A 21,578-nucleotide genomic window follows, 5' to 3' on the forward strand; every position below is an offset into this window, starting at 1 on the left:
TCAGTTCAGCGTAGCGGCCGGGGTTTTTTCCCCCTGCCGGGCGATGCGCTCGAACTGACATTCCTGTCGAGCCTCGTGGAGGTTGTTTTCAAACGCTTCAAGCCCATCGTACAACTGCTGCAAATCGCCGATCTGGGTCACCAGCTCGGCTTTTTTCCGGGCGATGGCATTCTGTGCCATGTCCCAGGGGAATTCCTCGCCGCGGTAGTTGTTCAGGATGACTTGCAGCTCCTTGAGCTTGAAGCCCAGTTGCTGAGCGCATTTGATGAACGTCAGTACCTCGACGCTTTCCTGACTGTAGATACGGTATTTGCCTTCACGCTTGGGCTCGGGCAACAGGCCGATTTCTTCGTAATGGCGAATGCTTTTGACTGTGGTGCCCGACAGCTGGGCGGCTTTGCCGATATACATAAAGATCCATCTCGATGATAAAACGGGGCGTAGCGTGACCAGGCTCGAGCCTGATCGGCGGGCGATTATAGGGTGAATACCATCGGCAGGTTGCAACTGTGCGTAAATGACGCGCACAGCTGACGGACGGGCTCGTGGGAGAACCCGTGGAAGGCTGACGGCGTCGGCGGCGCCGTCAGTTGGACAGTCGCGTCAGATTCAGAACGCGGCGCTGGCTCGCGCCTGTTTCAGCCACACGTCGCGCTGCTCCGGTTTGGAGCCGAGCATGGGGCCGAACGTCAGGGTCTTGATCGGTTTGACTCCGCAGAACTCCAGCGTGGTCTTGCGCACCTGGTGCAGCCCCGGCATGCGGTAGAACCATTTGTAGTACCAGTATGGCGTGTCCATGGTCACCAGCAAATGGGCGGTGCGGCCTTTGAGCAGTTTGTCCGGGAAGGCCTTGCCTTCGCGGTACTTGAACGCGAAACCGGGCAGGAAGATGCGGTCCAGAAAGCCTTTCATCAACGCCGGAATCCCGCCCCACCAGATCGGATAGACGAAAGTCAGGTGCTCGGCCCAGGTGATGTCGGCCTGGGCCTGCAGCAGATCGGGTTCCAGCGGCTGAATCTTGTTGTAACCCTCGTGCAGGACCGGGTCGAAATCCAGCGCATCCAGGCGCATCAACCGCACCTCATGCCCGGCGTCCTTGGCCGCTTGAACGTAGGTTTCACTCAGTGCTCCGCAAAAACTGTCGGTGGAGGGGTGTCCCAGAATCACGAGCATTCGTTTGCCCATAGTGTGTACTCCTGAAAAGAAGCTCACAGGATAGAGTCTGCCCCTAGCGGTAGAGTCAAGGCGTCAGAGCATCAAGCAAGGCTTGGGTGTAGGCCGGCAGATGGGCGAAATTTCTTGAACACAGATGCAGTGTCCGTCTGGCCCAGGCGTCGTCCAGCGGCACGCAGGCAAATGAGTTCGTCCGGGGCCAGCGCTCAACCGCCACTTTGGGCACGATTGCCAGGCCTGCCCCGCGCACGACCATGCGCATGAGCCCATCGAAGCCATCGGCGCGGATACGGATCGCCATGCGCTGGCCGATGTGCAGCGCCTGTTCTTCCAGATGAATCGCCAGGGCACTGTCGGCACCCAGCGCCACGTAGTCATGGGCCAGGGTTTCGGCAAAGGTCAGCGAGAGACGCTCTGCCAGCGCATGACTCGGCGGCACGAGCAGTACCAGCGGGTCGTCGCGAAAGACCCGGGTCTGCAAGTCGTGGGTGTCCACGGCGTCGGAGACAATGCCAAGGTCTGCTGCTCCCTGGCGCAAGGCGTGAGTGATGCGGGCGCTTGGCAGTTCCTGCAAGTCGATGTCGAGGTTGGGATGTTCGCGCAGGAAATCCGCCAGCACTTCCGGCAGGTATTCGCTGATGGCCGTGGTGTTGCACAGCAAACGCACCTGGCCTTTGACACCCCGGGCGTATTCGTTCAAGTCCTGCTGCATGCGCTCGGCCTGTTGCAACAGGAGTCGCGCATGTTGCGCCAGGGCCTTGCCGGCCGGCGTCGGTGTAACTCCGCGCCGCCCGCGCTCGAGAAACTCGGTGCCCAACGAAGCTTCCATCGCCCGGATCCGCGCACTCGCCGCCGCCAGCGAAAGGTGACTGCGCGCGGCGCCGGCGGTGATATTGCCGCTGTCGAGGATGTGCAAATAGAGGCGCAGGTCGGTGAGGTCGAAGTGCATGGGACAGCCTCAAGATCAGTGGTGTCAGTCCCGACGCCTTCGCGGGCAAGCCCGCTCCCACAGTGCCAGTGTTGTACGCAGAACTCGTACCCGACATCGGACCTGTGGGAGCGGGCTTGCCCGCGAAGAGGGCAGTGGCCGCAAAAAATCTACTAGCCTCTTGTATAGGTAGAGGCTGCCTCAGTGTATGACAGATTTTCAGTTCATCCGCGCAGGCGCACAGTATCGCCATGAACGCACTCGCAAATTTCTATCAAAACCTCGGTCTGGCCCTGTCATTGCTGGTGATTGCGACCTTCGTTGTCGCCGGCATGATCAAGGGCGTGATCGGCCTCGGCCTGCCCACTGTCGCCATGGGGTTGCTCGGTCTGGCTATGGCGCCATCGCAGGCTGCGGCGTTGCTGATCATTCCGGCGACCCTCACCAACGTCTGGCAACTGGCGTTCGGCGGGCATTTGCGCGGGTTGGTGAAACGCTTGTGGCCGATGCTGCTGGCGATCTTTCTCGGCACGGCTGTTGGCACCTTGTGGATCGGCATGGCAGGCGGGCATTGGGTGGTGCGTGGACTCGGCGCGGCGCTGTTGCTCTATGCGCTGAGCGGATTGTTTCTGCCGACGCTGAGTGTCAGTCGCCGCCATGAACCGTGGTTGGGGCCGCTGTGTGGCGTGATCACCGGCGTCATCACTTCGGCTACCGGTGTGTTCGTGATTCCCGCCGTCCCGTACATGCAGGCACTGGGTTTAAACCGCGATGAACTGGTGCAGGCGCTGGGCCTGTCTTTCACCGTGTCGACGCTGGCGCTGGCCGGCGGATTGCTCTGGCGCGGGTCGCTCGGCGGCGCGGAGTTGAGCGCCTCGCTGCTGGCGCTGATCCCGGCGGTGCTCGGCATGCTGCTCGGCCAATGGCTGCGCCAGCGCATCAGCGCCGTGCTGTTCAAGCGGGTGTTCTTCATCGGTCTGGGCGCGCTCGGCGCCCATCTGCTGATCAGCGGTTAGCGGACGAATCGCTGAGCATTTCAATCGGGCGGATATCGAAATCCCGCTCCAGATACTCCATGCGCTGGGCCAGGAATTGCTGCATGTGCGGCAGGTTCGAGTGCACGTCCAGATGCGCCTGGCTTTCCCAGATCTCGTAGAAAATGAACAGGGTCGGATCTTCCTTGTCGCGCAGCATGTGGTACTCGATGCAGCCGGGTTCGGCGCGGCTCGGTTCGACATAGGCGCGGAAAAACGCTTCGAAGGCCTCGGCTTTTTCCGGGCGGGTCTTGGCGTGCAGGATGAAACCCTGGCGTTCGCTCATCGCAAAAAACTCCATTCCAATTCAGATGGCGACCAATCCTACGGCAACAATCGGAATTCGATTCGTGCGTTTTACTCAAATGAATTTTGCGCAACCGGTGCTTATTCCGCGCGAGGCGGATCGCTAATCTGCCGCCATTCAATTTTTCCCCTTGTCCATCCAGCGCGCTGCGCTGCGCATCGGCATCCGATCGAGGCCATCCCATGAAAAAAGTGCTGTTGCTCAATGGCGGTAAAAAATTCGCTCACTCCGACGGTCGCTACAACACAACCTTGCACGAAGCGGCGCTGAGCGTACTGGATCGTGGCGGTGTCGACGTCAAGACCACCTTCATCGACGAGGGTTACGACGTCGCCGAAGAAGTCGCCAAATTCCTCTGGGCCGACGTGATCATTTATCAGATGCCGGGCTGGTGGATGGGCGCACCGTGGACCGTGAAAAAGTACATCGACGAAGTCTTCACCGAAGGCCACGGCAGCCTCTACGCCAGCGACGGTCGCACCCGTTCCGACTCCTCGCAGAAGTACGGCAGCGGCGGTCTGATCCAGGGCAAGCAGTACATGCTGTCGCTGACCTGGAATGCACCGCAGCAGGCGTTCGATGACCCGACCGACTTCTTTGAAGCCAAAGGCGTGGACGCGGTGTACTTCCCGTTCCACAAGGCCAACCAGTTCCTCGGCATGACCGGCCTGCCGACCTTCCTCTGCGTAGACGTGATGAAACGTCCGAACATCGAAGCCGATGTGGCGCGTTACGAGCAGCATCTGACCGAGGTGTTTGGCCTCAAGGCCTGACGCTCGGCTACTATCGAAGGCCTGAGCTTGCGCTGCAGGCCTTTCGATTCGAGGACACCCGTGAAAGCCAGATCCGATGAGTTGCAGATTTTCGTCTGCGTGATCGAATGCGGTTCGATCTCCGCCGCCGCCGAGCAGGTCGGACAGACGCCGTCGGCCGTCAGCCGCACGTTGTCGCGGCTGGAAGCCAAGCTCGACACCACGCTGATCAACCGCACCACACGACGCATGGACCTGACCGAGGAGGGCAAGTATTTCTTCGAGCAGGCCAAACTGATCCTCGACCAGATGGATCAACTCGAAGAGCGCCTTTCTTCACGCCAGCAGACGCCCTCGGGACGGCTGCGCATCAACGCCGCGTCGCCGTTCATGCTCCACGCCGTCGTGCCGTACATCGACGAATTTCGTCGGCTGTACCCGGACATCCAGCTCGAACTCAACAGCAATGACCTGATCATTGACCTGCTGGAACAAAGCACCGACGTCGCCATCCGCATCGGCACCCTCGCTGATTCAACGTTGCATGCTCGTTCGCTCGGTTGCAGTCCGCTGCTGATCGTCGCCAGTCCCGCGTATCTGGAAAAACACGGCGCGCCGCGCGAAGTGGCCGACCTGAGCGAGCACACCTTGCTCGGTTTCACCCAGAACGAAGGCCTCAACCAGTGGCCGCTGCGTTACGTACACGGCGACCGCTGGCCGATCACTCCGGCAATCAGCGCCTCCAGCGGCGAGACGGTTCGGCATTTGGCGCTGGAAGGCCAGGGCATTGCCTGCCTCTCGCATTTCATGACCATCGACGACATTCGTGCCGGGCGGCTGAAGGTATTGCTGGCGGAATTCAACAGCGGTTATCGCCAGCCGATCAACGCGGTGTACTACCGTAACTCGCAACTGGCGCTGCGGATCCAGTGCTTCCTGGATTTCATCCAGAGCAAACTGGCGGCTTACGCCAGCGCCGATTTCAAAGGCTGATTCGTGACCCCTGCGCAACAGTGATTTGGTTGTGGGCGGGTTTTTCCACTGTGCTCAGCGGTCGATACTCGCTCCATCATTTATTCACGCAGGGAGTTTCTCCATGAACGTATTCGTCACCGGCGCTGCCGGTTTTATCGGCGGCTCCATCGCCACCGGCCTGGTTCAGGCCGGCCACACTGTCACCGGTCTTGTGCGCAGCGCCGAACAGGCCAATGAGCTGAAAGCATTGGGCATCACCCCGGTGATCGGCACCCTCGACGACAAAGCGCTGCTGGCCGAACAGGCCCGCGCCGCCGATGCCGTGATCAACGCCGCCAGCAGCGACCATCGCGGCGCGGTCGAAGCCTTGCTCGATGCCCTGCGCGGCTCGAACAAAGTGTTCCTGCACACCAGCGGTTCGAGCATCGTCGGCGATGCGTCGGGCGGCAAATCCAGCGATGTCATCTACTTCGAAGACAACCTGCCGGAGCCGACCGTCGACAAGGCTGCACGCGTGGCCATCGACAACCTGATCCTCGCCGCAGCGCAGGACGGCGTGAACTCGGCCGTCATCTGCAACACCCTGATCTACGGCCACAGCCTGGGCGTCAATCGCGACAGCGTGCAACTGCCGCGCCTGCTGAAACAGGCACGTAAAAGCGGCGTGGTGCGTCACGTCGGCACCGGCCAGAACATCTGGTCCAACGTGCACATCGAAGACGTGGTGTCGCTGTACCTGCTGGCCCTGACCAAAAACGTCCCGGGCACCTTCTACTTCGTCGAAAGCGGCGAAGCGTCGTTCATCGACATGACCACCGCCATGGCCGAAGCCCTGAACCTCGGCCAGCCACAAGACTGGCCGCTGAAGGATGCCGAAGCCGAATGGGGCTACGAAATGGCCAACTACGGCCTCGGCTCCAACAGCCGGGTACGCGGCAAACACGCCCGCGAACTGCTGGGCTGGGCGCCGAAGCGCACGTCGGTGGTTGAATGGATTCGTAACGAAATGGTGTGAGGGTTGATTAAACCCGTGAGGGCTTTGCGACTAACCTGTGAACGGCTGCCTTTGGGCAGCCGTTTGTGTTTTTGGATTTGTCTTGGTGTCGGGGCCAACACCCGGCGCTTTTCAATGTTCAGTGGCATCAGGAGGGGCAAGGATGGTTGATCGTTATGATGCCGAGGGCTCGCAAAGTTCTTATGAACCAGGCTCCGACGAACAGGTACTGAGCAATAAATTAGGGATAACCGATCCTGAAGACATGGATGACGCAGAGCTCATCCTGTTGGAAAAGTTGTACCAGTTCGTGCTCATCGAGCATTTGCCAAATCGGCCATTAACCGTTCAGGACCTGAAAGAGTGGCACCGACACTGGTTGGGCAATCTCTATTCATGGGCCGGCGATGTGCGTGCGGTGAATATGGGCAAGGATGGCTTTTTCTTTGCCGCAGCACCGCAGATTCCCCGACTGCTTGATGGTTTCGAGAGGGACTGTCTTGGCAAATACACACCTTGCAAGCCTGATCTGGATGAAAACCTGATCCACGCCATCGCTGTCACGCACGTGGAGTTCATCCTGATTCATCCATTTCGCGAGGGTAATGGGCGTCTGTCGCGATTGTTGGCGGATGTCATGGCGGTGCAGGCGGGGTATGTACCGCTCGACTACAGCAGTTGGGAGCGAAACAAAGAGGCTTATTTTGCGGCAATCAACCAAGGGCTGAATTGCAATTACGAACCCATGGAGTATTGGGTTCGGCAGGCATTGTGGACTTGAGTGACGACCTCATTTGGCCAGAGAAAGATGCAGAAACTTGCTGTCCTTGAGCTTCAGCTTGCGTTCAATCGATTCGACGCTCTGACCCGTTTCGATGGCTGTCGAGCTAGCAATCGCGCGTATCAACGCTTCGGCAGTGAGCTTTTTGGGGCGGCGGCGCGAAGCAGTCATGGCAGGAACTCGATAGTAAGCGTCTGCCGAGTATAGCGCCTGGACTGATGTTGAAAACCTTGTGGCCTGGGCGAAACCTTCAGCCGGGTCATGAAAATCCCACCCCGCGATTTTCATTATTCGCGACAAGACATATCCAAAAACGACAACCCTTATCCCTCCACGAAAATTACTTTCACTTGGTTTGAAAACTCGATCTCGAAATGATTTATGAGTTTCACAACCCATTCGAACGTGACCCTTTCGAGGAGTACCGCATGACACCGTCCTTCGGCTATTGGCTGCTGGTGTACGCCGCCGTTGCCATCATCGCCCTGATCGTTCTGATCGCCCGTTACCGGCTCAATCCGTTCATTGTCATCACCCTGATTTCCATCGGTCTGGCGCTGGTGGCGGGGATGCCGCCGTCCGGCGTCGTGGGGGCGTATGAGGCCGGGGTGGGCAAGACACTGGGGCACATTGCGCTGGTGGTGGCGCTGGGGACGATGCTCGGCAAGATGATGGCCGAGTCCGGCGGCGCCGAGCAGATGGCGCGCACGCTGATCGAGCGCTTTGGCGAGAAAAACGCGCACTGGGCGATGGTGTGCATTGCGTTTCTGGTGGGGCTGCCGCTGTTTTTCGAAGTCGGTTTCGTGTTGCTGGTGCCGATTGCCTTTACCGTGGCGCGGCGGGTTGGCGTGTCGATCCTGATGGTCGGTCTGCCGATGGTCGCCGGTCTGTCGGTGGTGCATGCGCTGGTGCCGCCGCACCCGGCGGCGATGCTGGCGGTGCAGGCCTATCAGGCGTCGGTCGGGCAGACCTTGCTGTACGCGATTGCCATCGGTATTCCGACGGCGATCATTGCCGGCCCCCTGTACGCCAAATTCATCGTGCCGCGCATTCAGTTGCCGGCGGATAACCCGCTGGAAAAACAATTCCTCGAACGCGAGCCCCGCGACAGTCTGCCGGGTTTCGGCATCACCATGGCGACCATTCTGTTGCCGGTGGTGCTGATGCTGATCGGCGGCTGGGCCAATCTGATTTCCACGCCGGGCAGCGCTTTCAATCAGTTCCTGTTGTTCATCGGCAACTCGGTGATTGCGCTGTTACTGGCGACGCTGTTGAGTTTCTGGACGCTCGGCATTGCGCAGGGTTTCAACCGGGAATCGATCCTCAAATTCACCAACGAGTGCCTGGCACCGACCGCCAGCATCACGCTTCTGGTGGGCGCCGGTGGCGGTCTGAACCGGATTCTGGTGGACGCCGGCGTCACCGATCAGATCGTCGGCCTGGCCCACGAATTTCACCTGTCGCCATTGATCATGGGCTGGTTGTTCGCCGCGTTGATGCGCATCGCCACCGGTTCGGCCACCGTTGCGATGACCACGGCTTCCGGTGTGGTGGCGCCAGTGGCCATCGGTCTGGGTTATCCACACCCGGAACTGTTGGTGCTGGCGACCGGCGCGGGCTCGGTTATCTTTTCCCACGTCAACGACGGCGGCTTCTGGTTGATCAAGGAATACTTCAACATGACGGTGGCCCAGACGTTCAAGACCTGGACGGTGCTGGAAACCCTGATCTCGGTAGTCGCTTTCGGCCTGACCGTCGGTCTTTCTTACCTGCTGTAGTCGGAGCTTTCCGCCATGGACATCCTCTATCAGATCCGCGCCCGTCAGGATTCCTTCAGCGCCGGTGAAGGGCGCATCGCCCGTCTGATGCTCGACGACGTAGGATTTGCCGCCTCCGCCAGCCTTGAAGAGCTGGCGCAGCGGGCCGAAGTCAGCACCGCCACGCTGTCGCGCTTCGCCCGCACTGTCGGTTGTCGCGACCTGCGCGATCTGCGACTGCAACTGGCCCAGGCCAGCGGCGTCGGCAGCCGTTTTCTCGACCCGGCGGGCACGCCCGAACAGTCGGCGTTTTACGGGCAGATCGTCGGCGATATTGAAACCACGCTTCGCCAGCATCTGGCGGCGTTCGATGAATCGCGTTTCGCCGATGCGGTGAAACTGCTGGGCCAGGCGCGGATGATTCACGCCTTCGGCATCGGCGGTTGCTCGACCCTGTGCAGCGATGAGCTGCAAGTGCGGCTGGTGCGCCTCGGCTACCCGATTGCGGTGTGCCACGACGCAGTGATGATGCGCGTCACCGCCGCCAGCCTCAGCGCCGAGCAGGTGGTGATCGTCTGTTCGCTGACCGGCATCACCCCGGAGCTGCTGGAGACCGTGGCGCTGGCGCGCAACTACGGCGCACGGATTCTCGCCATCACCCGCGCCGACTCGCCGCTGGCAGAACTGGCCGATATTGTCCTGCCGCTGCAAGGCGCCGAGACCTCGTTCATCTACAAACCGACGGCGGCGCGCTACGGCATGCTGCTCGCCATCGACGTGCTGGCCACCGAGCTGGCGCTGGCCAATCCTGAAGACAATCAAGAACGTCTGCGGCGGATCAAACTCGCCCTCGACGAATACCGTGGCGGCGACGATCACCTGCCGCTGGGAGACTGACATGCTGTACGACACCCTGATTCGCAACGCCCTGGTCATCGACGGCAGCAACAGCCCCGGTTATACCGCCGACGTGGCGATCCTCGATGGCCGCATCGCGCAGATCGGCGACTTGCGCGAGGCCCGCGCCAGCGATGAAATCGACGCCGCCGGCAGTGTGCTGGCACCGGGTTTCATCGACGTGCACACCCACGACGACACCGTGGTGATCCGCCAGCCGCAGATGCTGCCCAAGCTCAGCCAGGGCGTGACCACAGTGATTGTCGGCAACTGCGGAATCAGCGCCGCGCCGGTCAGCCTCAAGGGTGATCCACCGGATCCGATGAACCTGCTCGGCACGGCCGCCGCATTCGTCTATCCACGTTTCAGCGATTACCGCGCGGCGGTCGAAGCGGCCAACACCACGCTGAACGTGGCGGCACTGGTCGGCCACACGGCGCTGCGCAGCAATCATCTTGATGATCTGTTTCGCACCGCGACCGACGATGAAATCAGTGCGATGCGCGAGCAGTTGCGTGAAAGCCTGGAGGCGGGCGCCCTCGGTTTATCCACAGGGCTGGCGTATGCCAGTGCGTTCTCGGCTTCCACCGATGAAGTCATGCAACTGACCGAAGAACTGAATGCGTTTGGCGCGGTGTACACCACCCATTTGCGCAGTGAATTCGAACCGGTGCTGGAAGCGATGGACGAGGCTTTCCGCATCGGACGCCACGCCCGATCGCCGGTGATCATTTCCCACCTCAAATGCGCCGGTGCCGGTAACTGGGGCCGTAGTCCGCAGTTGCTCGCCTCGTTGGAAGAAGCGGCGAAAACCCACCCGGTCGGCTGCGATTGCTACCCGTACGCGGCGAGTTCTTCGACCCTGGATCTGAAGCAGGTCACCGACGCCCACCGCATCACCATCACCTGGTCGACGCCGCATCCTGAAATGGGCGGTCGCGACCTGATGGACATCGCCGCCGAATGGAATCTGTCGTTGCTCGACGCCGCCAAACGCCTGCAACCGGCGGGTGCGGTGTATTACGGCATGGACGAGAATGACGTGCGCCAGATCCTCGCTCATCCGCTGTCGATGGTCGGTTCCGACGGCTTGCCGGAAGACCCGTTCCCGCATCCGCGTCTGTGGGGCGCTTTCCCACGGGTGCTCGGCCATTTCAGTCGTGATGTCGGGCTGTTTCCGCTGCACACCGCCGTGCACAAGATGACCGGTCTGTCGGCGGCGCGTTTCGGTCTGAAGGAAAGGGGCGAGATTCGTGAAGGACACTGGGCGGATCTGGTGTTGTTCGACCCGGCAACCGTGCGCGACGTGGCGGACTTCAACGACCCGCAACGCGCCGCCCAAGGCATCGAGGGCGTATGGATCAATGGTGTTTTGAGTTACCGCGACGGCCAGGCCAACGGGCAAACAGCAGGGCGGTTCCTGGCGCGCCAGGGCGATCTGCGCGACGGCTTTCGTTGAATTTTGCTGACTGCGTCACGGTGATGGCACATTGCAATTAAAGAAAGCCATCACCAGGCCGAATTGCTGACATTCACCCCGGCTACACGCTGGGGCCAATCAGTCAGGGAGCAACCCATGAGCTTCGGCAAAACCACCCCGATCCTGCGGATTTTCGATGAAGCCAAAGCCGTGGAGTTCTACGTCGACTTCCTCGGCTTCAAGATCGATTGGCAGCATCGTTTCGAGCCCGGTTTCCCGTTGTACCTGCAAATCTCCCGTGGCGAGTGCGTGCTGCATTTGTCTGAACACCACGGCGATGCGACTCCCGGGTCAGCCCTGCGGATCGAGACCGATGAACTGGAGGCGTTTCAGCAGCAGTTGGTCGCCAAGAACTACAAGTTCTCGCATCCGGGCATCCAGGCCATGCCGTGGGGCAGCCAGGACATGACCATCGCCGATCCGTTCGGCAATCGTCTGGTGTTCACCAACGCGATCAGCCTCTAGCCGTCGTTCGACACCCGGTGAGTCTGCCGAAATTCACCGGGCGGCATCCCGCGTCGGCTCTTGAAGGCGCGGTGAAACGAGCGTGATTCGCTGAAGCCCAGATACTGGGCGATGTCCTGAATCGGCAGGGTGCTGTTGAGCAGGTAATGCTCGGCCAGTTCCTGGCGCAGTTCATCGAGAGTCTGCTGATACGACGTGCCGGCCTGATGCAACTGGCGTTGCAGCGTGCGCACCGACACGGCGAGATGTTCGGCCACCTGCTCCTCGCGCGGCAGACCTTCCTTGAGCAACTGGCGCAGGATGCTTTTGACCCGCTGTTCCAGCGACGCATCCTCCAGTGTCGCCATCAGACTCTGAGCGTGTTCTTCCAGGGTGCGCAGCAAATGCGCATCGGCCTGGCGCAACGGCAACTGCAAATACGGCAGCGGAACGATCAGCGCGGAATACGGCTGATCGAACAGCACCGGGCATTCGAAAAACTGTTCGTACTGCGCCTGCGTGGTGTCCGCCGGGATCGAGTGTTCCAGCCACACGGCGGCCGGCGACAGTTGGGTGTCGGCGATCCAGCGTGCGTATTGCAGCCAGGAGCCGAGCACGTTTTCCACCAGATGCCGGCGAATTCGCGGGCGCTCAAAGCGGCAGCTCCAGATCAGGTGCACGTGGTTTTCGTGAACCTCGGCGCGGCTGACGCCCATGTCACCCACCAGTTTTTCGAACGGCATGATGCGGCTCATGGCATCGCCCAATGTCGCGCAATTCATGGTGATGTAGCCCAGCACGCTCCAGGAGTTGGGCAGGACGAAATTCGCGGCATTGAGGCCGAACAGCGGATCGCCCGAGTGCTCGCAAAAGTAATCGAGCAACCGTTCATGGGTTTCACCCGGCAGGCGCAGGCTGTTGTCGCTCAACTGCTGCGCCTGCAACCCGGCCGCCGCCAACGCAGGCTCGATGGCCAGGCCCAGGTGTTCGGCATGGCGCAGGTACTTGAGCAGCGGTGGGACGGACGTGAAGCCGAGCGATTGCATGACCGAATCCTCTTGATCGAGGCCGCCGGGGGCGGATGAGCGCTCTGAAAGGTAATTTGAATCCGCGAATAAAGTAAATGGCTGACGCTTGCGCAACGTTGGAGGTTGAGGTGATCAACCCTTGGAGAATTTGAGCGAGACAAGCCTTAAGTCTCTGTGACAAAGCCCGCGCCCTGCGGGCTTTGTCATTGATCGATCATTAAGAAGCGGCGAGTGCACCGCACTCGCCACCTCCCGCATCAATCCGTCGGTACGACCTTGTCCAGCGCACGGTTAACGGCCATTTCGGCGATCATCACGATTTGGGCGATGCCTTGCAGGGTCTTGCGGTGGCTGCCCTCGACCAGTGCCACATGATTGTTGAGCATGACGGTGGCGGAGCCGAGGGATTCGCTGGCGTCCACCAGCAGGGATTCGGTGTCGGCTTCGGGGTGGGCCTGATAGAGGGTGTTGGGTTTGTAGGGCGCGGCCATGATGTGGGCGCTGAGTGGGCCCAGGTGATAATCGAGGGCGCGTTCGGCGGCTTCGTTGAAGCGTTTCGAGCCGGGGCATTCGTAGGGGGATGCCGGATCCGGGAGGGTTGTGGGTTCGGTGAGTGGTGGGTTTGGCGTTACCTTGAACATAGATGCTTACCTCTGATGAGGCTGCGCCCATTTCGCCGCTGAGCAAAAGGGAGGCAGCTGTGCGCAAGTTAGCGGCCCGGTAAGCATCACAACCCGGCGCATCCGAAGATGCCATGCGCACAGCCACCATCAAGTGCAGGCGAATGCCTGACTGGATCGGACGTGTACAACCGTGAACGTATGCCGAACCGCTAAGTTCGATCACTGGAAATCAGTGACGCAATCAAATTACGCAGCCAGCCCAAGGCGCACAAGCCGGCGGATTCTGGCGTAGCCGTAGGCAACGGCGCAAGGTTTTGTGGGCTTCGGGACGTATCACGGCGTGTCCTTAAACACCCCTGATCAAGCGTGTGTAATTGCGTTTCAGAACGCGTCATCCACTTCCTGAAGTTGGCAATTTTCCGGGCAAGAAAGAAGGGCAGCTTTTCAGCTGCCCTTCTTTGTACTTCGGTTTTCGTGTGCAGGGTTTACACGCGGAAGTGGCTCACCATCTGCTGCAACTGCCCACCCAACCGCGCCAGTTCAACACTCGACTTGGCCGTCTCATCACTCGCCGCTGCCGTCTGCTCCGAGACGTCGCGGACGTTGATGATGCTGCGGCTGATTTCTTCGGCCACGGCGCTTTGCTGTTCGGCGGCTGCGGCGATCTGCTGGTTCATCGACTGGATGTTCGACACCGTGCGGGTGATGTTTTCCAGGGAGTCGCCGGCCTTGCGGGTCAGGGCGACGCTGCTGTCGGTCAGGGCGCGGCTGTTGTTCATCACGGCGGACACCTGTTGCGTACCGTTCTGCAGACCGGCCACCAGGCCTTCGATTTCCTCGGTGGATTTCTGCGTGCGCTGGGCCAGGCCACGGACTTCGTCGGCGACCACGGCAAAACCGCGACCGGCTTCACCGGCACGGGCGGCTTCGATGGCGGCGTTGAGGGCCAGCAGGTTGGTCTGTTCGGCCACGGCCTTGATCACGTCCATGACGCTGCCGATCTTGTCGCTTTCCTGTTGCAGCACGCTCATGGCTTCGGTGGAACGCACCACTTCGCTGGCCAGACGCTCGATCTGGGCGATGGCTTCGTTCACCACTTTGTCGCCTTCGCGGGCTTCGCCGTCAGCGGCGGCTGCGGCTTGCGAGGCTTCTTCGGCGTTGCGCGCGACTTCCTGCACGGTGGCGGTCATCTCGTGCATGGCGGTGGCGACCTGATCGGTCTCGACCTTCTGGCTGTTCACGCCGGCGCTGGTCTGCTCGGTCACGGCCGACAGTTCTTCGGCGGCGCTGGCGATCTGGGTCACGCCGTCGCGGATGCCGCTGATCAGGTCACGCAGGGTCACGCCCATGCGCGCGATGCCTTGTTGCAGCACGCCGAGTTCGTCGCGGCGGGTGACGATCACGTTCTGGCTCAGGTCGCCGCTGGCGATGCGGTCGACCACGGCCATGGTTTCCTGCAGCGGACGGGTGATCTGACGGGTGATGATGAAAGCGGCGATGACACCCACCAGCAAGGCCAGCAGGGTGCTGATCAGTTGCAGGGTGCGGGCCTGGGCGCTCTCGGCGTCACGACGGTCGAGCTGGATCTGATACAGCTGCTCGCTCAGCGATACGATCAGGTTGCCCTGGTCGGTCATTTCCTTGCGCGCCTGCACCGCATCGGTGTTGGCGTTCTTGAAGGCCTGCAAGGCGCTGCGGTAGTTGGTCAGCGCGGTTTCCAGCTGACGCAGGGCGTCCTGTTGGCTGCTGGCGAAGTGCACGTTCAGCTGCTTGAGGCTGGCGATGGCCACGTCCAGCTGGCCGACGGCTTTCTGCTCGGTCTCGGCGTTGGCAGTGGCGGTGTAGCCGCGCACTTCGTAGCGCGCCAAGATGAACGCTTCCTTGGCGGCGGTGACGGCCTGGAACTGCTCGAAACGCTCATCGCTCAGCGGCATTTGCTGGACTCGGTTGCTCAGCGCTTCGATCAGGCCGTAAGCCGTCGCGGCACTGGTGGCCATCGAGTCGCGCGCCGTGTTGCCGGTGCGGTAGGCGTTACGCATCTTGTTCAGCGAAGTCTGGTACTCGGCGATGGTCGCCGCCTGCTCCTTGAGCAGTTTGACGTTCTCGGGGCTCTTGAAGCTGCCGATCAGTTTTTGCTGCTGCGCGGCGAAGCCGTCGAGGGTGGTCTGCACGTTCTGCGCGGCGGTTTCATCGCCGTTGGTCAGCATGTATTGCAAGCGCACCACGCGCAGTTTGGTCAGGCCAGCGTTGAGCTGGGTGATGTCGCTCATCCAGTTGCTGCGGTCAATCAGGCCGCCCAGGCTGGTCCAGCCGGTGAGTGCCAGAACACAGGTCAGTGCCAGGACGAGGCCGAATCCGAGCCCCAGTTTCAGGTTTACGCTGATGTTGCCGAACCAGCTATTCATCAAAAATCCTCCAGAAAACGTTGTGCTTCTTGATCGTCGGTCAGGCTGGAAGATTGTTGTTCTTTTGAGCCAGCAAGGGTGTTAGCAGGTCTGTATCGGCCGCAAATCCGAGAGCTGAAAGGATTTTGTCCGACAGATTTTGTAACAAGCGCATCCCAAGACTTTTTTCACATGAGTTTCACCGGCTGCCTACGCCGTCCTCTCTACCCTCGCGGCATCGAATGACAAGTGATGGCGGTTTTTTGTGGAATTGCGACTGAGTCTGTTCGGCGTCAAACGCTCGGTTGATCTGAGTGGACTGGCCCGTTTTCGAAACACCTGGGTGGTATTGGCAGCTTCGGTGCTGGTCATTCCGCTGACCCTCTGGCTGCTCGCCCCGGCGGCGGTGCCGGACCTTGCCCACGGCAACGTGGCCGGGGCCAAGGCGCTGAAGGAAGGTTGGAGCAAAGGCGAAATCATCGTGCTGGTGCGCCATGTCGAGCGCTGCGATCACTCGAAAGTCCCGTGCCTGAGCGGCAATGACGGCATCACCGACCGTTCGCGCAGTGTCGCGGTGAGCGTCGGCGCCCAGTTCGAGCAGTTGGGCCTGGACGAGGCCGACGTCTACAACAGCCCGATGATGCGCACCGTGCAGACCGCCGGTTACATGTTCAACAAAGCCGCAACCGGCGAAGACTGGCTGATCAGTTGCAAGGGCCGGATGCTGCAGGACGCGTTAGCGCACAAGATTCCGGGCCGCAACCTGATTCTGGTGACCCACAGCGAATGCATGGCGCAGCTGGAAAAAGACCTCAAGGTGCCGGCCTCGACCCTGGGGTACGGCGCATCGCTGTTTGTTTCCGCCGCCAGCCCGGCGGCTCCAAAAATGCTCGGTTTTATTGAAGCCTCCGACTGGCGCACGGTGACCACCCGATGAACTCCCGCTTTTACGCTTACAACTTCGGCATCCCGCTGCTCTGTGCAGCCGTGGTTTTTCTGATGTTCGACATGACCAATATCGACATCGCCTTCAGCAACCTGCTGTTCGATCCACTGACCCACACATTCCCGCTCGACAAGATTCATTTCTTTGAAAAACTCACCCACAAGTGGGCGCGGATCATTCCGAACTGGACGGCGGAAATTGCCTTGATCGGCGCCATGTTGTCGTTTGTCTGGCCGCTGGTGAAACCGCCAAAGCATCCGCGTCTGGGCGGTTTTCTCGAGCGCAGTAAAGTCGCGCCGGTGCTGCGATTTGCCGCCGAGCACCGTAGGGATTTTCTGTTTGTGGTGGTGGCTTTCGCCGTCTGCACCGGGGTGATCCATTTCCTCAAGGCGCACACCAGCGTTTACTGCCCGATCGAGACCACGCTGTACGGCGGAAAGATGCCGCACATCGAGTGGTACAACAATTTCCAGCTGTTCCACGAAGCGGGTGAGGGGCGTTGCTGGCCGGGTGGCCATGCTTCCGGTGGTTTCACCATGCTGGCGCTGTATTTCGTGGGGCGTCGGTATCAATGGCGCTTTTCCAGCGCATTGCTGTGGGGCTCGCTGCTGCTCGGTTTTGTCTACGGCACTACGCGAGTCCTACAGGGCTGGCACTACATGTCCCACACGTTCTGGGCCGGGATCTTCGTGTGGTTGGCGTGTTTGCTGACGGCGCTGGCGTTCTACGGGCGGGCTCGTCTGGAATTACCGGTGTTGAGCAAACGTGAGCGGAAAGTGTTCGGCGCACAGCCTGAGGTTTCTCTCTGAGTCCTCGCCGCTGAAATGAAAAACCCGCCATCACCGGCGGGTTTTTCGTTTGTGCTGTGGTGGTTTCAATAGCCCACGAAGTAATACGCCTGGCGCCCGACCATCATGGTCTTGTGGACTTTCAGCGGGGCGACGGGTTCGCTGTCTCCCGAGATCACGGCGATGTTCGATGGCGATGCACTGAGAAAATCCCGCAGCTGTGCATCGGTATCCAGGCCCTTGAGGACGCTTCGGGTATAAAACACGCTGGCGCCGCCGACCCGTTCGTTGGCTTGAAACAGCGCGACCTGATTGCCGCTCGCTTGCAGCGACTGGATGTGTTCGGTCAGCGGCAGGAACGACAGGTGTTTATCGGCGTTCGGCAGTGCCCATTGCGCGGCGCCAAGGTAGCTGGCGATGACAATCGTCAGTATCCCCGCCGCCAGTGGCTGACGATGACGGGCGATTCGTCCGACAAAACCATTCTTGTGATCCTTCAACTTGTCGAACAGCACGCCCGCATATTCCGCTGCAATCACTGCCGCTGCGGGCGTCATCGACATCAGGTAAACCGTGCGTTTGCTCGAAGCCAGGGTCAGCAGAATGAACTGCGCGATGATCCACAGGCTGAAAAACAGCAGGTAACGATTGGCCTTCAGTTCCTTGCGAAAGTGCCACAGGCCCAGGTACACCAGAATGTTCCAGGGCAGAAACGCCTGCGGCAGCTTGGCGAGGTAGTAGTAGAACGGCTCGTAGTGGCCGGCTTCAACGAACGATCCGCTGAAACGTCCTACGCTGTTGGTCAGCAACACTTCGCTGACCGCCTGGACGCCGCCGCGCTGATAGAGCACGGCGAGCCAGATCATCAGCGGGATCAGACCGACAACGGTCAGCAAGCCCGGACGCAGCCAGTCCGTCAGTTTGAAGCGCTTGTCCATCAGGTTGTCGGCCAGCAGAAAAGCGAGAATCACCACGCCCGGCATCGCCAGTCCGAGCACGCCTTTGCTCAACGTGGCGATGGCGATCCCGGCGATAAACAGCAACGAATTGCCTGGAGTCGGTGCTCGCTGCGCCTGGAAGAACGCCAGCAATGCCGCAGTCACACCGAGGGCGAGCAACGCATCCTCGCCGACGCCGCGCACGTTGCTCCAGTAACTGGCCATGGTCGCCAGCAGAATCCCCGCCGTCCAGGCGATGGCCTTTGGGCGTTCGAAGCGACGCAACATGGCGTACAGCAGCATCACACTGAGCAACCCGGCCACTGCCGACGCCAGTCGCACCGACCAGGGCGAGACGCCGAAAATACGCAGGGCGCCGGCGTCCAGCCACAGGCTCAGGGGCGGTTTTTCCAGAAAGGGCTCGCCAAACAGACGCGGCGTCACCCAGTCGTTGTCCAGGTGCATCTCCATCGCAATGCCCGCCACCCGGGCCTCGGTGGAGCCTTGCAGTTGATGGTTGCCAAGGGCGAAAAAGAACAGCAGGGCGGCAAGCAGAAGCAGGGAAGAGGCGGCACGCGACATGGGTTCAGGCAACCGGAAATGAGCGGAAACCCGAGCTTACGCGGCCAATCCTTAATAATTTGTGAACGTCACGACAGCGGCCGCGACCAGCGTTGCTCCGGCGTTTCGAAACGCGGATTGACCCGCGCCGTCAGCACATGATCCTGCCAGCGCCCGGCAATATTCAGGTACGCCTTGGCATAGCCTTCACGCTCGAACCCGAGGCGCTCCAGCAACCGGGCGCTGCGCTCATTGCCGGGAATGTAGTTGGCCATGATCCGGTGCAGGTTCTGGGTGTCGAACATGTAGGCGATGGCCGCCTCCAGCGCTTCCTGCATCAAACCCTTGCCCTGATGCGCCTCGTCGATGTGATAACCCAGATAACACGCCTGAAACGCACCGCGGATGATCCCGCTGAAATTGCAGGCGCCGATCATCTGCTCGCCATCCGGAGTCAGCAACGCCATATGCACCGCGAGCCCGGCTTCGAAGGCGCTGGCCTGGATTTCAAGGCGTCGGCGGATCTGTTCAGTGGAAAAGTAATCGGTGGTACGAATCGGCGACCACGGCGCGAGGTGACGTTGATTGCGCTGGTAGAAAGCGCTTTCCAGCGCCGCCTGATCCGGGTCGAGTACCGCGAGCGTCAGGCGTTGACAGGGCAGGGTCAGCAGCGGCATCGGGTGCTCCGGGTCTCGGGATTGATCACCAGAATTGCCCGGCAGGCAGGAAAACACAAATCGCCGCCAAATTGCGGGCGAAAAAAAGCCCGCAGGAGCGCGGGCGAACCGTAGTTTCTTGAATGAGCGAGGCCAATTTACACGCCCATCACCGCCGCCGGGGTGAAGAAAAGTTCATGTCGATGAACGACTTGCGTCATCGACGAACGGTCGTTTTTTCAGTGCACAACAGGCGCCGTCGTACGAGGCACCAGATTCACCGGATCAAGGTTCTCCACGGCACGATTGACCAGCATTTCGGTCATGATCGACAGCTGTCGGATCGCCAGCAACCGGCTGCGTTGAGAGCCTGTGAAATCATCGGCGATGTTCGCCGTCATCATATTCAGCGCCGCTAGGGTCTCACAGGCATGGGTCAGCAGAGTGGCCGTGTCCACATCGGTGCGCACGGAGAAAATCTCGTTGAACGGCAGGGTGCGACGCGGCTTTCTCACGTATTCCTGAGGCTGGGCAAGCACAGCCGGTTCTTTCGATTCGGTTTCGTGAGTCGGTGTTTGATCGGGCAGGCTTCGGGTGTCTTTTTTCATGACGAGGCTCCATGGTTTCAGGCTCCCGGCGAATTCCTTTGGTAAACCATCTGCCGGGTTGCAGCGGAGCGCGAAGACTAGCGTTTGGAAGCATCTTGAACCAGTTCATGGAATTCGATGTGGGTTGCGGGAAATTTCCTAGGACGCCTGCAAACAAGAGCGAAGTTCACTCGACGTCAGCGTGTGCTTGAAGTGATGTTCCCACAACCGCACACCCAGCCCACCCGAACGATCCAGCGACGAACCCACCGTCAGGTCCGTGAGCAACGTCGGCTGCAAACCGGCATCGAACAAAGCAAACCCGGCAGCGAGGCAGCAGGTTTCGGTTTGCAAGCCGCAGACCAGCACGCGACCCAGATTCAGGCTTTTCAGGTATTCGATTGTGTCCGGGGAGGGCGCGTAGCCGTATTTGATGAAGATGCGGTCTGCGGCGATCAGGCTGTCATCGTCCGCTGCCGGATGCCAGCCGAGCTGGCGCTGGAAAGGTGTGCGGGTTTCATCATGGCGCTCGACCGTGGCGACGCTTGGCAGCTTGCCGATCAGTGATTGAATGCCGTCGATCAGCCATTGCGGCGGGGAGAAGCTGGGTTGGACGTCGATGATCAGCAGTGCCTGGCGCATGAGGTCTCCCGGGGTGAATCTCCAGATGCGACAAGGCCCGCACTGGGCGGGCCTTGTCGTTGAGAGTTGGTGGAGCCGGGGGGATTTGAACCCCCGTCCGCCAGTACTCCGCTGTCGGTACTACATGCGTAGCCGTGTCTATTAAGTTAACCCTCAGCGACCCGACGGGCAGGGTGCTTTGGGCGAGTTGTGTAAGTTTTAGCCGCTTCGTCCACAACGTACTGCACGGCGATTCTGTTCTATATGACAATCATTTTGGGTTTACAGACATCCCCTGATGATTGCTGGACCCGAAGGTACCAGGAGTGCATGTCAGCTGCAATTAAGCAGCGAGAGCAGCACCGTATTGGTCGTCATTGGCAACTATAAGTAGTTGCAACAGTGGATTTACGACTTCTGTTACCAAGTCGGCATGCACCTAGAGTTTCGCAACCGGCGTCGAATCCTAAACGGCCCCGAGCCTGGTGCTCTGTGTATCTTGTGAGCAACAAGCCTGCGCAGTGTACGCCAAACGGCTCACAAGGCCAACCCGAAGGTTGGCCTGAGCTTCGATCAGTTGTTGGTTCCGCTGGTTTTGCGGATTTCCAGAATGGTTTGCTGGGTTTCAGCCACGCATTCATCGATCTTGCCTTGGGCCTTGAGTGCCTGGGCCTTTTGCACACTGGCCTCTACCCTTTGACTCAGGTCAGGCGACGACATGGCTTGGGCCTTGGCGTTGTTGATGGTTTGCAGATTGGCATCGCACAAATCGGCGGGCTTGTCGGCGGCGAACGAAGCAGACGCCATCATCGAGGCAGTAACGAACAGACCTAACAGTACAGAACGTTTCATATGAATCTCCTTGAACTGAGGGATCCAGACTTCGCTGGCCGTCAGGACGGGCAACCGAATGGAGGACAAGCC

Annotated in this window: 24 protein-coding genes, 1 other RNA gene and 1 pseudogene; 11 read left to right on the forward strand and 15 right to left on the reverse strand. The window is 60.3% G+C overall.

Annotated features, from left to right (window positions below):
* From CAF63_RS13475 to CAF63_RS13485, 3 genes are all read right to left on the reverse strand, one after another.
* Complete coding sequence (locus CAF63_RS13475; protein WP_085685536.1) at positions 1–411, reverse strand: MerR family transcriptional regulator; 411 nt, start codon at positions 409–411, stop codon at positions 1–3.
* 198 nt (positions 412–609) lie between these two features.
* A complete protein-coding gene (locus CAF63_RS13480; RefSeq protein ID WP_085685538.1) occupies positions 610–1,185 on the reverse strand; it encodes an NAD(P)H-dependent oxidoreductase in 576 nt (191 codons plus the stop codon).
* A gap of 55 nt (positions 1,186–1,240) precedes the next feature.
* The gene (locus tag CAF63_RS13485; protein WP_085685541.1) at positions 1,241–2,122 is read right to left on the reverse strand and encodes a LysR substrate-binding domain-containing protein; all 882 of its coding nucleotides are present in this window, start codon (positions 2,120–2,122) and stop codon (positions 1,241–1,243) included.
* Positions 2,123–2,352: 230 nt separating this feature from the next.
* On the opposite strand from CAF63_RS13485, the gene CAF63_RS13490 reads away from it, so the two are divergent.
* Entirely contained in the window at positions 2,353–3,117 is a 765-nt protein-coding gene (locus CAF63_RS13490; protein ID WP_085685543.1) for a sulfite exporter TauE/SafE family protein, read from the forward strand.
* Here the strand turns inward: CAF63_RS13490 and CAF63_RS13495 are convergent.
* Positions 3,107–3,421, reverse strand: a complete 315-nt coding sequence (locus CAF63_RS13495; protein ID WP_064593306.1) for a putative quinol monooxygenase — start codon at positions 3,419–3,421, stop codon at positions 3,107–3,109. The two genes, CAF63_RS13490 and CAF63_RS13495, sit on opposite strands and share 11 nt — an antisense overlap.
* A gap of 203 nt (positions 3,422–3,624) precedes the next feature.
* On the opposite strand from CAF63_RS13495, the gene CAF63_RS13500 reads away from it, so the two are divergent.
* The 4 genes from CAF63_RS13500 (at position 3,625) to CAF63_RS13515 (ending at position 6,944) form a co-directional block, all read left to right on the forward strand.
* Complete coding sequence (locus CAF63_RS13500; RefSeq protein WP_085685545.1) at positions 3,625–4,215, forward strand: NAD(P)H-dependent oxidoreductase; 591 nt, start codon at positions 3,625–3,627, stop codon at positions 4,213–4,215.
* Positions 4,216–4,275: 60 nt separating this feature from the next.
* Positions 4,276–5,187, forward strand: a complete 912-nt coding sequence (locus CAF63_RS13505; protein WP_085685547.1) for a LysR family transcriptional regulator — start codon at positions 4,276–4,278, stop codon at positions 5,185–5,187.
* A gap of 103 nt (positions 5,188–5,290) precedes the next feature.
* Positions 5,291–6,184 carry an NAD-dependent epimerase/dehydratase family protein gene (locus tag CAF63_RS13510; RefSeq protein WP_085685550.1) on the forward strand — a complete coding sequence of 298 codons (894 nt, stop codon included), beginning with the start codon at positions 5,291–5,293 and terminating at the stop codon, positions 6,182–6,184.
* A 142-nt stretch (positions 6,185–6,326) separates the two neighbouring features.
* Entirely contained in the window at positions 6,327–6,944 is a 618-nt protein-coding gene (locus CAF63_RS13515; RefSeq protein ID WP_064593310.1) for a Fic family protein, read from the forward strand.
* Between the two features lie 9 nt (positions 6,945–6,953).
* Here CAF63_RS13515 and CAF63_RS28835 read toward each other — a convergent pair whose 3' ends face one another.
* Positions 6,954–7,115, reverse strand: a complete 162-nt coding sequence (locus CAF63_RS28835) for a hypothetical protein (protein WP_170929807.1) — start codon at positions 7,113–7,115, stop codon at positions 6,954–6,956.
* Between the two features lie 257 nt (positions 7,116–7,372).
* Between CAF63_RS28835 and CAF63_RS13520 the strand changes: the two genes are divergently transcribed.
* From CAF63_RS13520 to CAF63_RS13535, 4 genes are all read left to right on the forward strand, one after another.
* Positions 7,373–8,722, forward strand: coding sequence for a GntP family permease (locus tag CAF63_RS13520; RefSeq protein ID WP_085685839.1), 1,350 nt, complete (start codon positions 7,373–7,375; stop codon positions 8,720–8,722).
* Between the two features lie 15 nt (positions 8,723–8,737).
* Entirely contained in the window at positions 8,738–9,598 is an 861-nt protein-coding gene (locus CAF63_RS13525) for a MurR/RpiR family transcriptional regulator (RefSeq protein WP_007953817.1), read from the forward strand.
* A gap of 1 nt (position 9,599) precedes the next feature.
* Positions 9,600–11,057, forward strand: a complete 1,458-nt coding sequence (locus tag CAF63_RS13530) for a D-aminoacylase (protein WP_085685552.1) — start codon at positions 9,600–9,602, stop codon at positions 11,055–11,057.
* Positions 11,058–11,174: 117 nt separating this feature from the next.
* Entirely contained in the window at positions 11,175–11,543 is a 369-nt protein-coding gene (locus tag CAF63_RS13535) for a glyoxalase superfamily protein (protein ID WP_085685554.1), read from the forward strand.
* On the opposite strand, the gene CAF63_RS13540 is transcribed toward CAF63_RS13535, so the two are convergent.
* The 4 genes and pseudogenes from CAF63_RS13540 to CAF63_RS29260 all read right to left on the reverse strand — a co-directional run.
* Positions 11,540–12,568 (reverse strand): AraC family transcriptional regulator, encoded by a 1,029-nt coding sequence (locus CAF63_RS13540; RefSeq protein WP_085685556.1) that lies wholly within the window; start codon positions 12,566–12,568, stop codon positions 11,540–11,542. The two genes, CAF63_RS13535 and CAF63_RS13540, sit on opposite strands and share 4 nt — an antisense overlap.
* Positions 12,569–12,807: 239 nt before the next feature.
* On the reverse strand, positions 12,808–13,191 hold the full coding sequence (locus tag CAF63_RS13545; RefSeq protein ID WP_085685558.1) for a DUF6124 family protein: 384 nt from the start codon (positions 13,189–13,191) through the stop codon (positions 12,808–12,810).
* Between the two features lie 467 nt (positions 13,192–13,658).
* Complete coding sequence (locus CAF63_RS29255) at positions 13,659–14,522, reverse strand: methyl-accepting chemotaxis protein (protein ID WP_371321019.1); 864 nt, start codon at positions 14,520–14,522, stop codon at positions 13,659–13,661.
* Positions 14,523–14,564: 42 nt separating this feature from the next.
* A pseudogene (locus CAF63_RS29260) lies at positions 14,565–15,578 on the reverse strand (methyl-accepting chemotaxis protein); the annotation flags it as partial.
* Positions 15,579–15,822: 244 nt separating this feature from the next.
* On the opposite strand from CAF63_RS29260, the gene CAF63_RS13555 reads away from it, so the two are divergent.
* Both CAF63_RS13555 and CAF63_RS13560 read left to right on the forward strand, forming a co-directional pair.
* A complete protein-coding gene (locus tag CAF63_RS13555; protein ID WP_085685562.1) occupies positions 15,823–16,494 on the forward strand; it encodes a histidine phosphatase family protein in 672 nt (223 codons plus the stop codon).
* Entirely contained in the window at positions 16,491–17,312 is an 822-nt protein-coding gene (locus CAF63_RS13560) for a phosphatase PAP2 family protein (protein ID WP_085685564.1), read from the forward strand. Before CAF63_RS13555 ends, CAF63_RS13560 begins: the two co-directional genes overlap by 4 nt.
* Before the next feature lie 65 nt (positions 17,313–17,377).
* On the opposite strand, the gene CAF63_RS13565 is transcribed toward CAF63_RS13560, so the two are convergent.
* The 6 genes from CAF63_RS13565 to CAF63_RS13590 all read right to left on the reverse strand — a co-directional run bounded on the left by CAF63_RS13565 (position 17,378) and on the right by CAF63_RS13590 (position 21,506).
* Positions 17,378–18,811, reverse strand: a complete 1,434-nt coding sequence (locus tag CAF63_RS13565) for a glycosyltransferase family 39 protein (RefSeq protein ID WP_085685566.1) — start codon at positions 18,809–18,811, stop codon at positions 17,378–17,380.
* A 68-nt stretch (positions 18,812–18,879) separates the two neighbouring features.
* Entirely contained in the window at positions 18,880–19,467 is a 588-nt protein-coding gene (gene rimJ / locus CAF63_RS13570) for a ribosomal protein S5-alanine N-acetyltransferase (RefSeq protein ID WP_085685568.1), read from the reverse strand.
* A gap of 218 nt (positions 19,468–19,685) precedes the next feature.
* Positions 19,686–20,054: a DUF6124 family protein gene (locus tag CAF63_RS13575; RefSeq protein ID WP_085685570.1), complete on the reverse strand. Its 369-nt coding sequence runs from the start codon at positions 20,052–20,054 to the stop codon at positions 19,686–19,688.
* A 138-nt stretch (positions 20,055–20,192) separates the two neighbouring features.
* Positions 20,193–20,675, reverse strand: a complete 483-nt coding sequence (locus CAF63_RS13580) for a cysteine hydrolase family protein (protein ID WP_085685572.1) — start codon at positions 20,673–20,675, stop codon at positions 20,193–20,195.
* A gap of 67 nt (positions 20,676–20,742) precedes the next feature.
* Positions 20,743–21,132: a transfer-messenger RNA gene (gene ssrA / locus CAF63_RS13585) on the reverse strand.
* A 95-nt stretch (positions 21,133–21,227) separates the two neighbouring features.
* Positions 21,228–21,506 carry a hypothetical protein gene (locus CAF63_RS13590; RefSeq protein ID WP_085685575.1) on the reverse strand — a complete coding sequence of 93 codons (279 nt, stop codon included), beginning with the start codon at positions 21,504–21,506 and terminating at the stop codon, positions 21,228–21,230.
* Positions 21,507–21,578: the final 72 nt, after the last annotated feature.

Origin of the sequence: Pseudomonas sp. B20(2017), from assembly GCF_002113125.1 — a bacterium.
Classification (GTDB): domain Bacteria; phylum Pseudomonadota; class Gammaproteobacteria; order Pseudomonadales; family Pseudomonadaceae; genus Aquipseudomonas.

Excerpts from the sequence above, each read along its gene's own strand:
- CAF63_RS13475 (WP_085685536.1), bottom strand. The coding sequence starts at position 411 with ATGTATATCGGCAAAGCCGCCCAGCTGTCGGGCACCACAGTCAAAAGC.
- CAF63_RS13480 (WP_085685538.1), bottom strand. The coding sequence starts at position 1,185 with ATGGGCAAACGAATGCTCGTGATTCTGGGACACCCCTCCACCGACAGT.
- CAF63_RS13485 (WP_085685541.1), bottom strand. The coding sequence starts at position 2,122 with ATGCACTTCGACCTCACCGACCTGCGCCTCTATTTGCACATCCTCGAC.
- CAF63_RS13490 (WP_085685543.1), top strand. The coding sequence starts at position 2,353 with ATGAACGCACTCGCAAATTTCTATCAAAACCTCGGTCTGGCCCTGTCA.
- CAF63_RS13495 (WP_064593306.1), bottom strand. The coding sequence starts at position 3,421 with ATGAGCGAACGCCAGGGTTTCATCCTGCACGCCAAGACCCGCCCGGAA.
- CAF63_RS13500 (WP_085685545.1), top strand. The coding sequence starts at position 3,625 with ATGAAAAAAGTGCTGTTGCTCAATGGCGGTAAAAAATTCGCTCACTCC.
- CAF63_RS13510 (WP_085685550.1), top strand. The coding sequence starts at position 5,291 with ATGAACGTATTCGTCACCGGCGCTGCCGGTTTTATCGGCGGCTCCATC.
- CAF63_RS13515 (WP_064593310.1), top strand. The coding sequence starts at position 6,327 with ATGGTTGATCGTTATGATGCCGAGGGCTCGCAAAGTTCTTATGAACCA.
- CAF63_RS28835 (WP_170929807.1), bottom strand. The coding sequence starts at position 7,115 with ATGACTGCTTCGCGCCGCCGCCCCAAAAAGCTCACTGCCGAAGCGTTG.
- CAF63_RS13520 (WP_085685839.1), top strand. The coding sequence starts at position 7,373 with ATGACACCGTCCTTCGGCTATTGGCTGCTGGTGTACGCCGCCGTTGCC.
- CAF63_RS13525 (WP_007953817.1), top strand. The coding sequence starts at position 8,738 with ATGGACATCCTCTATCAGATCCGCGCCCGTCAGGATTCCTTCAGCGCC.
- CAF63_RS13530 (WP_085685552.1), top strand. The coding sequence starts at position 9,600 with ATGCTGTACGACACCCTGATTCGCAACGCCCTGGTCATCGACGGCAGC.
- CAF63_RS13535 (WP_085685554.1), top strand. The coding sequence starts at position 11,175 with ATGAGCTTCGGCAAAACCACCCCGATCCTGCGGATTTTCGATGAAGCC.
- CAF63_RS13540 (WP_085685556.1), bottom strand. The coding sequence starts at position 12,568 with ATGCAATCGCTCGGCTTCACGTCCGTCCCACCGCTGCTCAAGTACCTG.
- CAF63_RS13545 (WP_085685558.1), bottom strand. The coding sequence starts at position 13,191 with ATGTTCAAGGTAACGCCAAACCCACCACTCACCGAACCCACAACCCTC.
- CAF63_RS29255 (WP_371321019.1), bottom strand. The coding sequence starts at position 14,522 with ATGGGCGTGACCCTGCGTGACCTGATCAGCGGCATCCGCGACGGCGTG.
- CAF63_RS13560 (WP_085685564.1), top strand. The coding sequence starts at position 16,491 with ATGAACTCCCGCTTTTACGCTTACAACTTCGGCATCCCGCTGCTCTGT.
- CAF63_RS13565 (WP_085685566.1), bottom strand. The coding sequence starts at position 18,811 with ATGTCGCGTGCCGCCTCTTCCCTGCTTCTGCTTGCCGCCCTGCTGTTC.
- rimJ (WP_085685568.1), bottom strand. The coding sequence starts at position 19,467 with ATGCCGCTGCTGACCCTGCCCTGTCAACGCCTGACGCTCGCGGTACTC.
- CAF63_RS13575 (WP_085685570.1), bottom strand. The coding sequence starts at position 20,054 with ATGAAAAAAGACACCCGAAGCCTGCCCGATCAAACACCGACTCACGAA.
- CAF63_RS13580 (WP_085685572.1), bottom strand. The coding sequence starts at position 20,675 with ATGCGCCAGGCACTGCTGATCATCGACGTCCAACCCAGCTTCTCCCCG.
- CAF63_RS13590 (WP_085685575.1), bottom strand. The coding sequence starts at position 21,506 with ATGAAACGTTCTGTACTGTTAGGTCTGTTCGTTACTGCCTCGATGATG.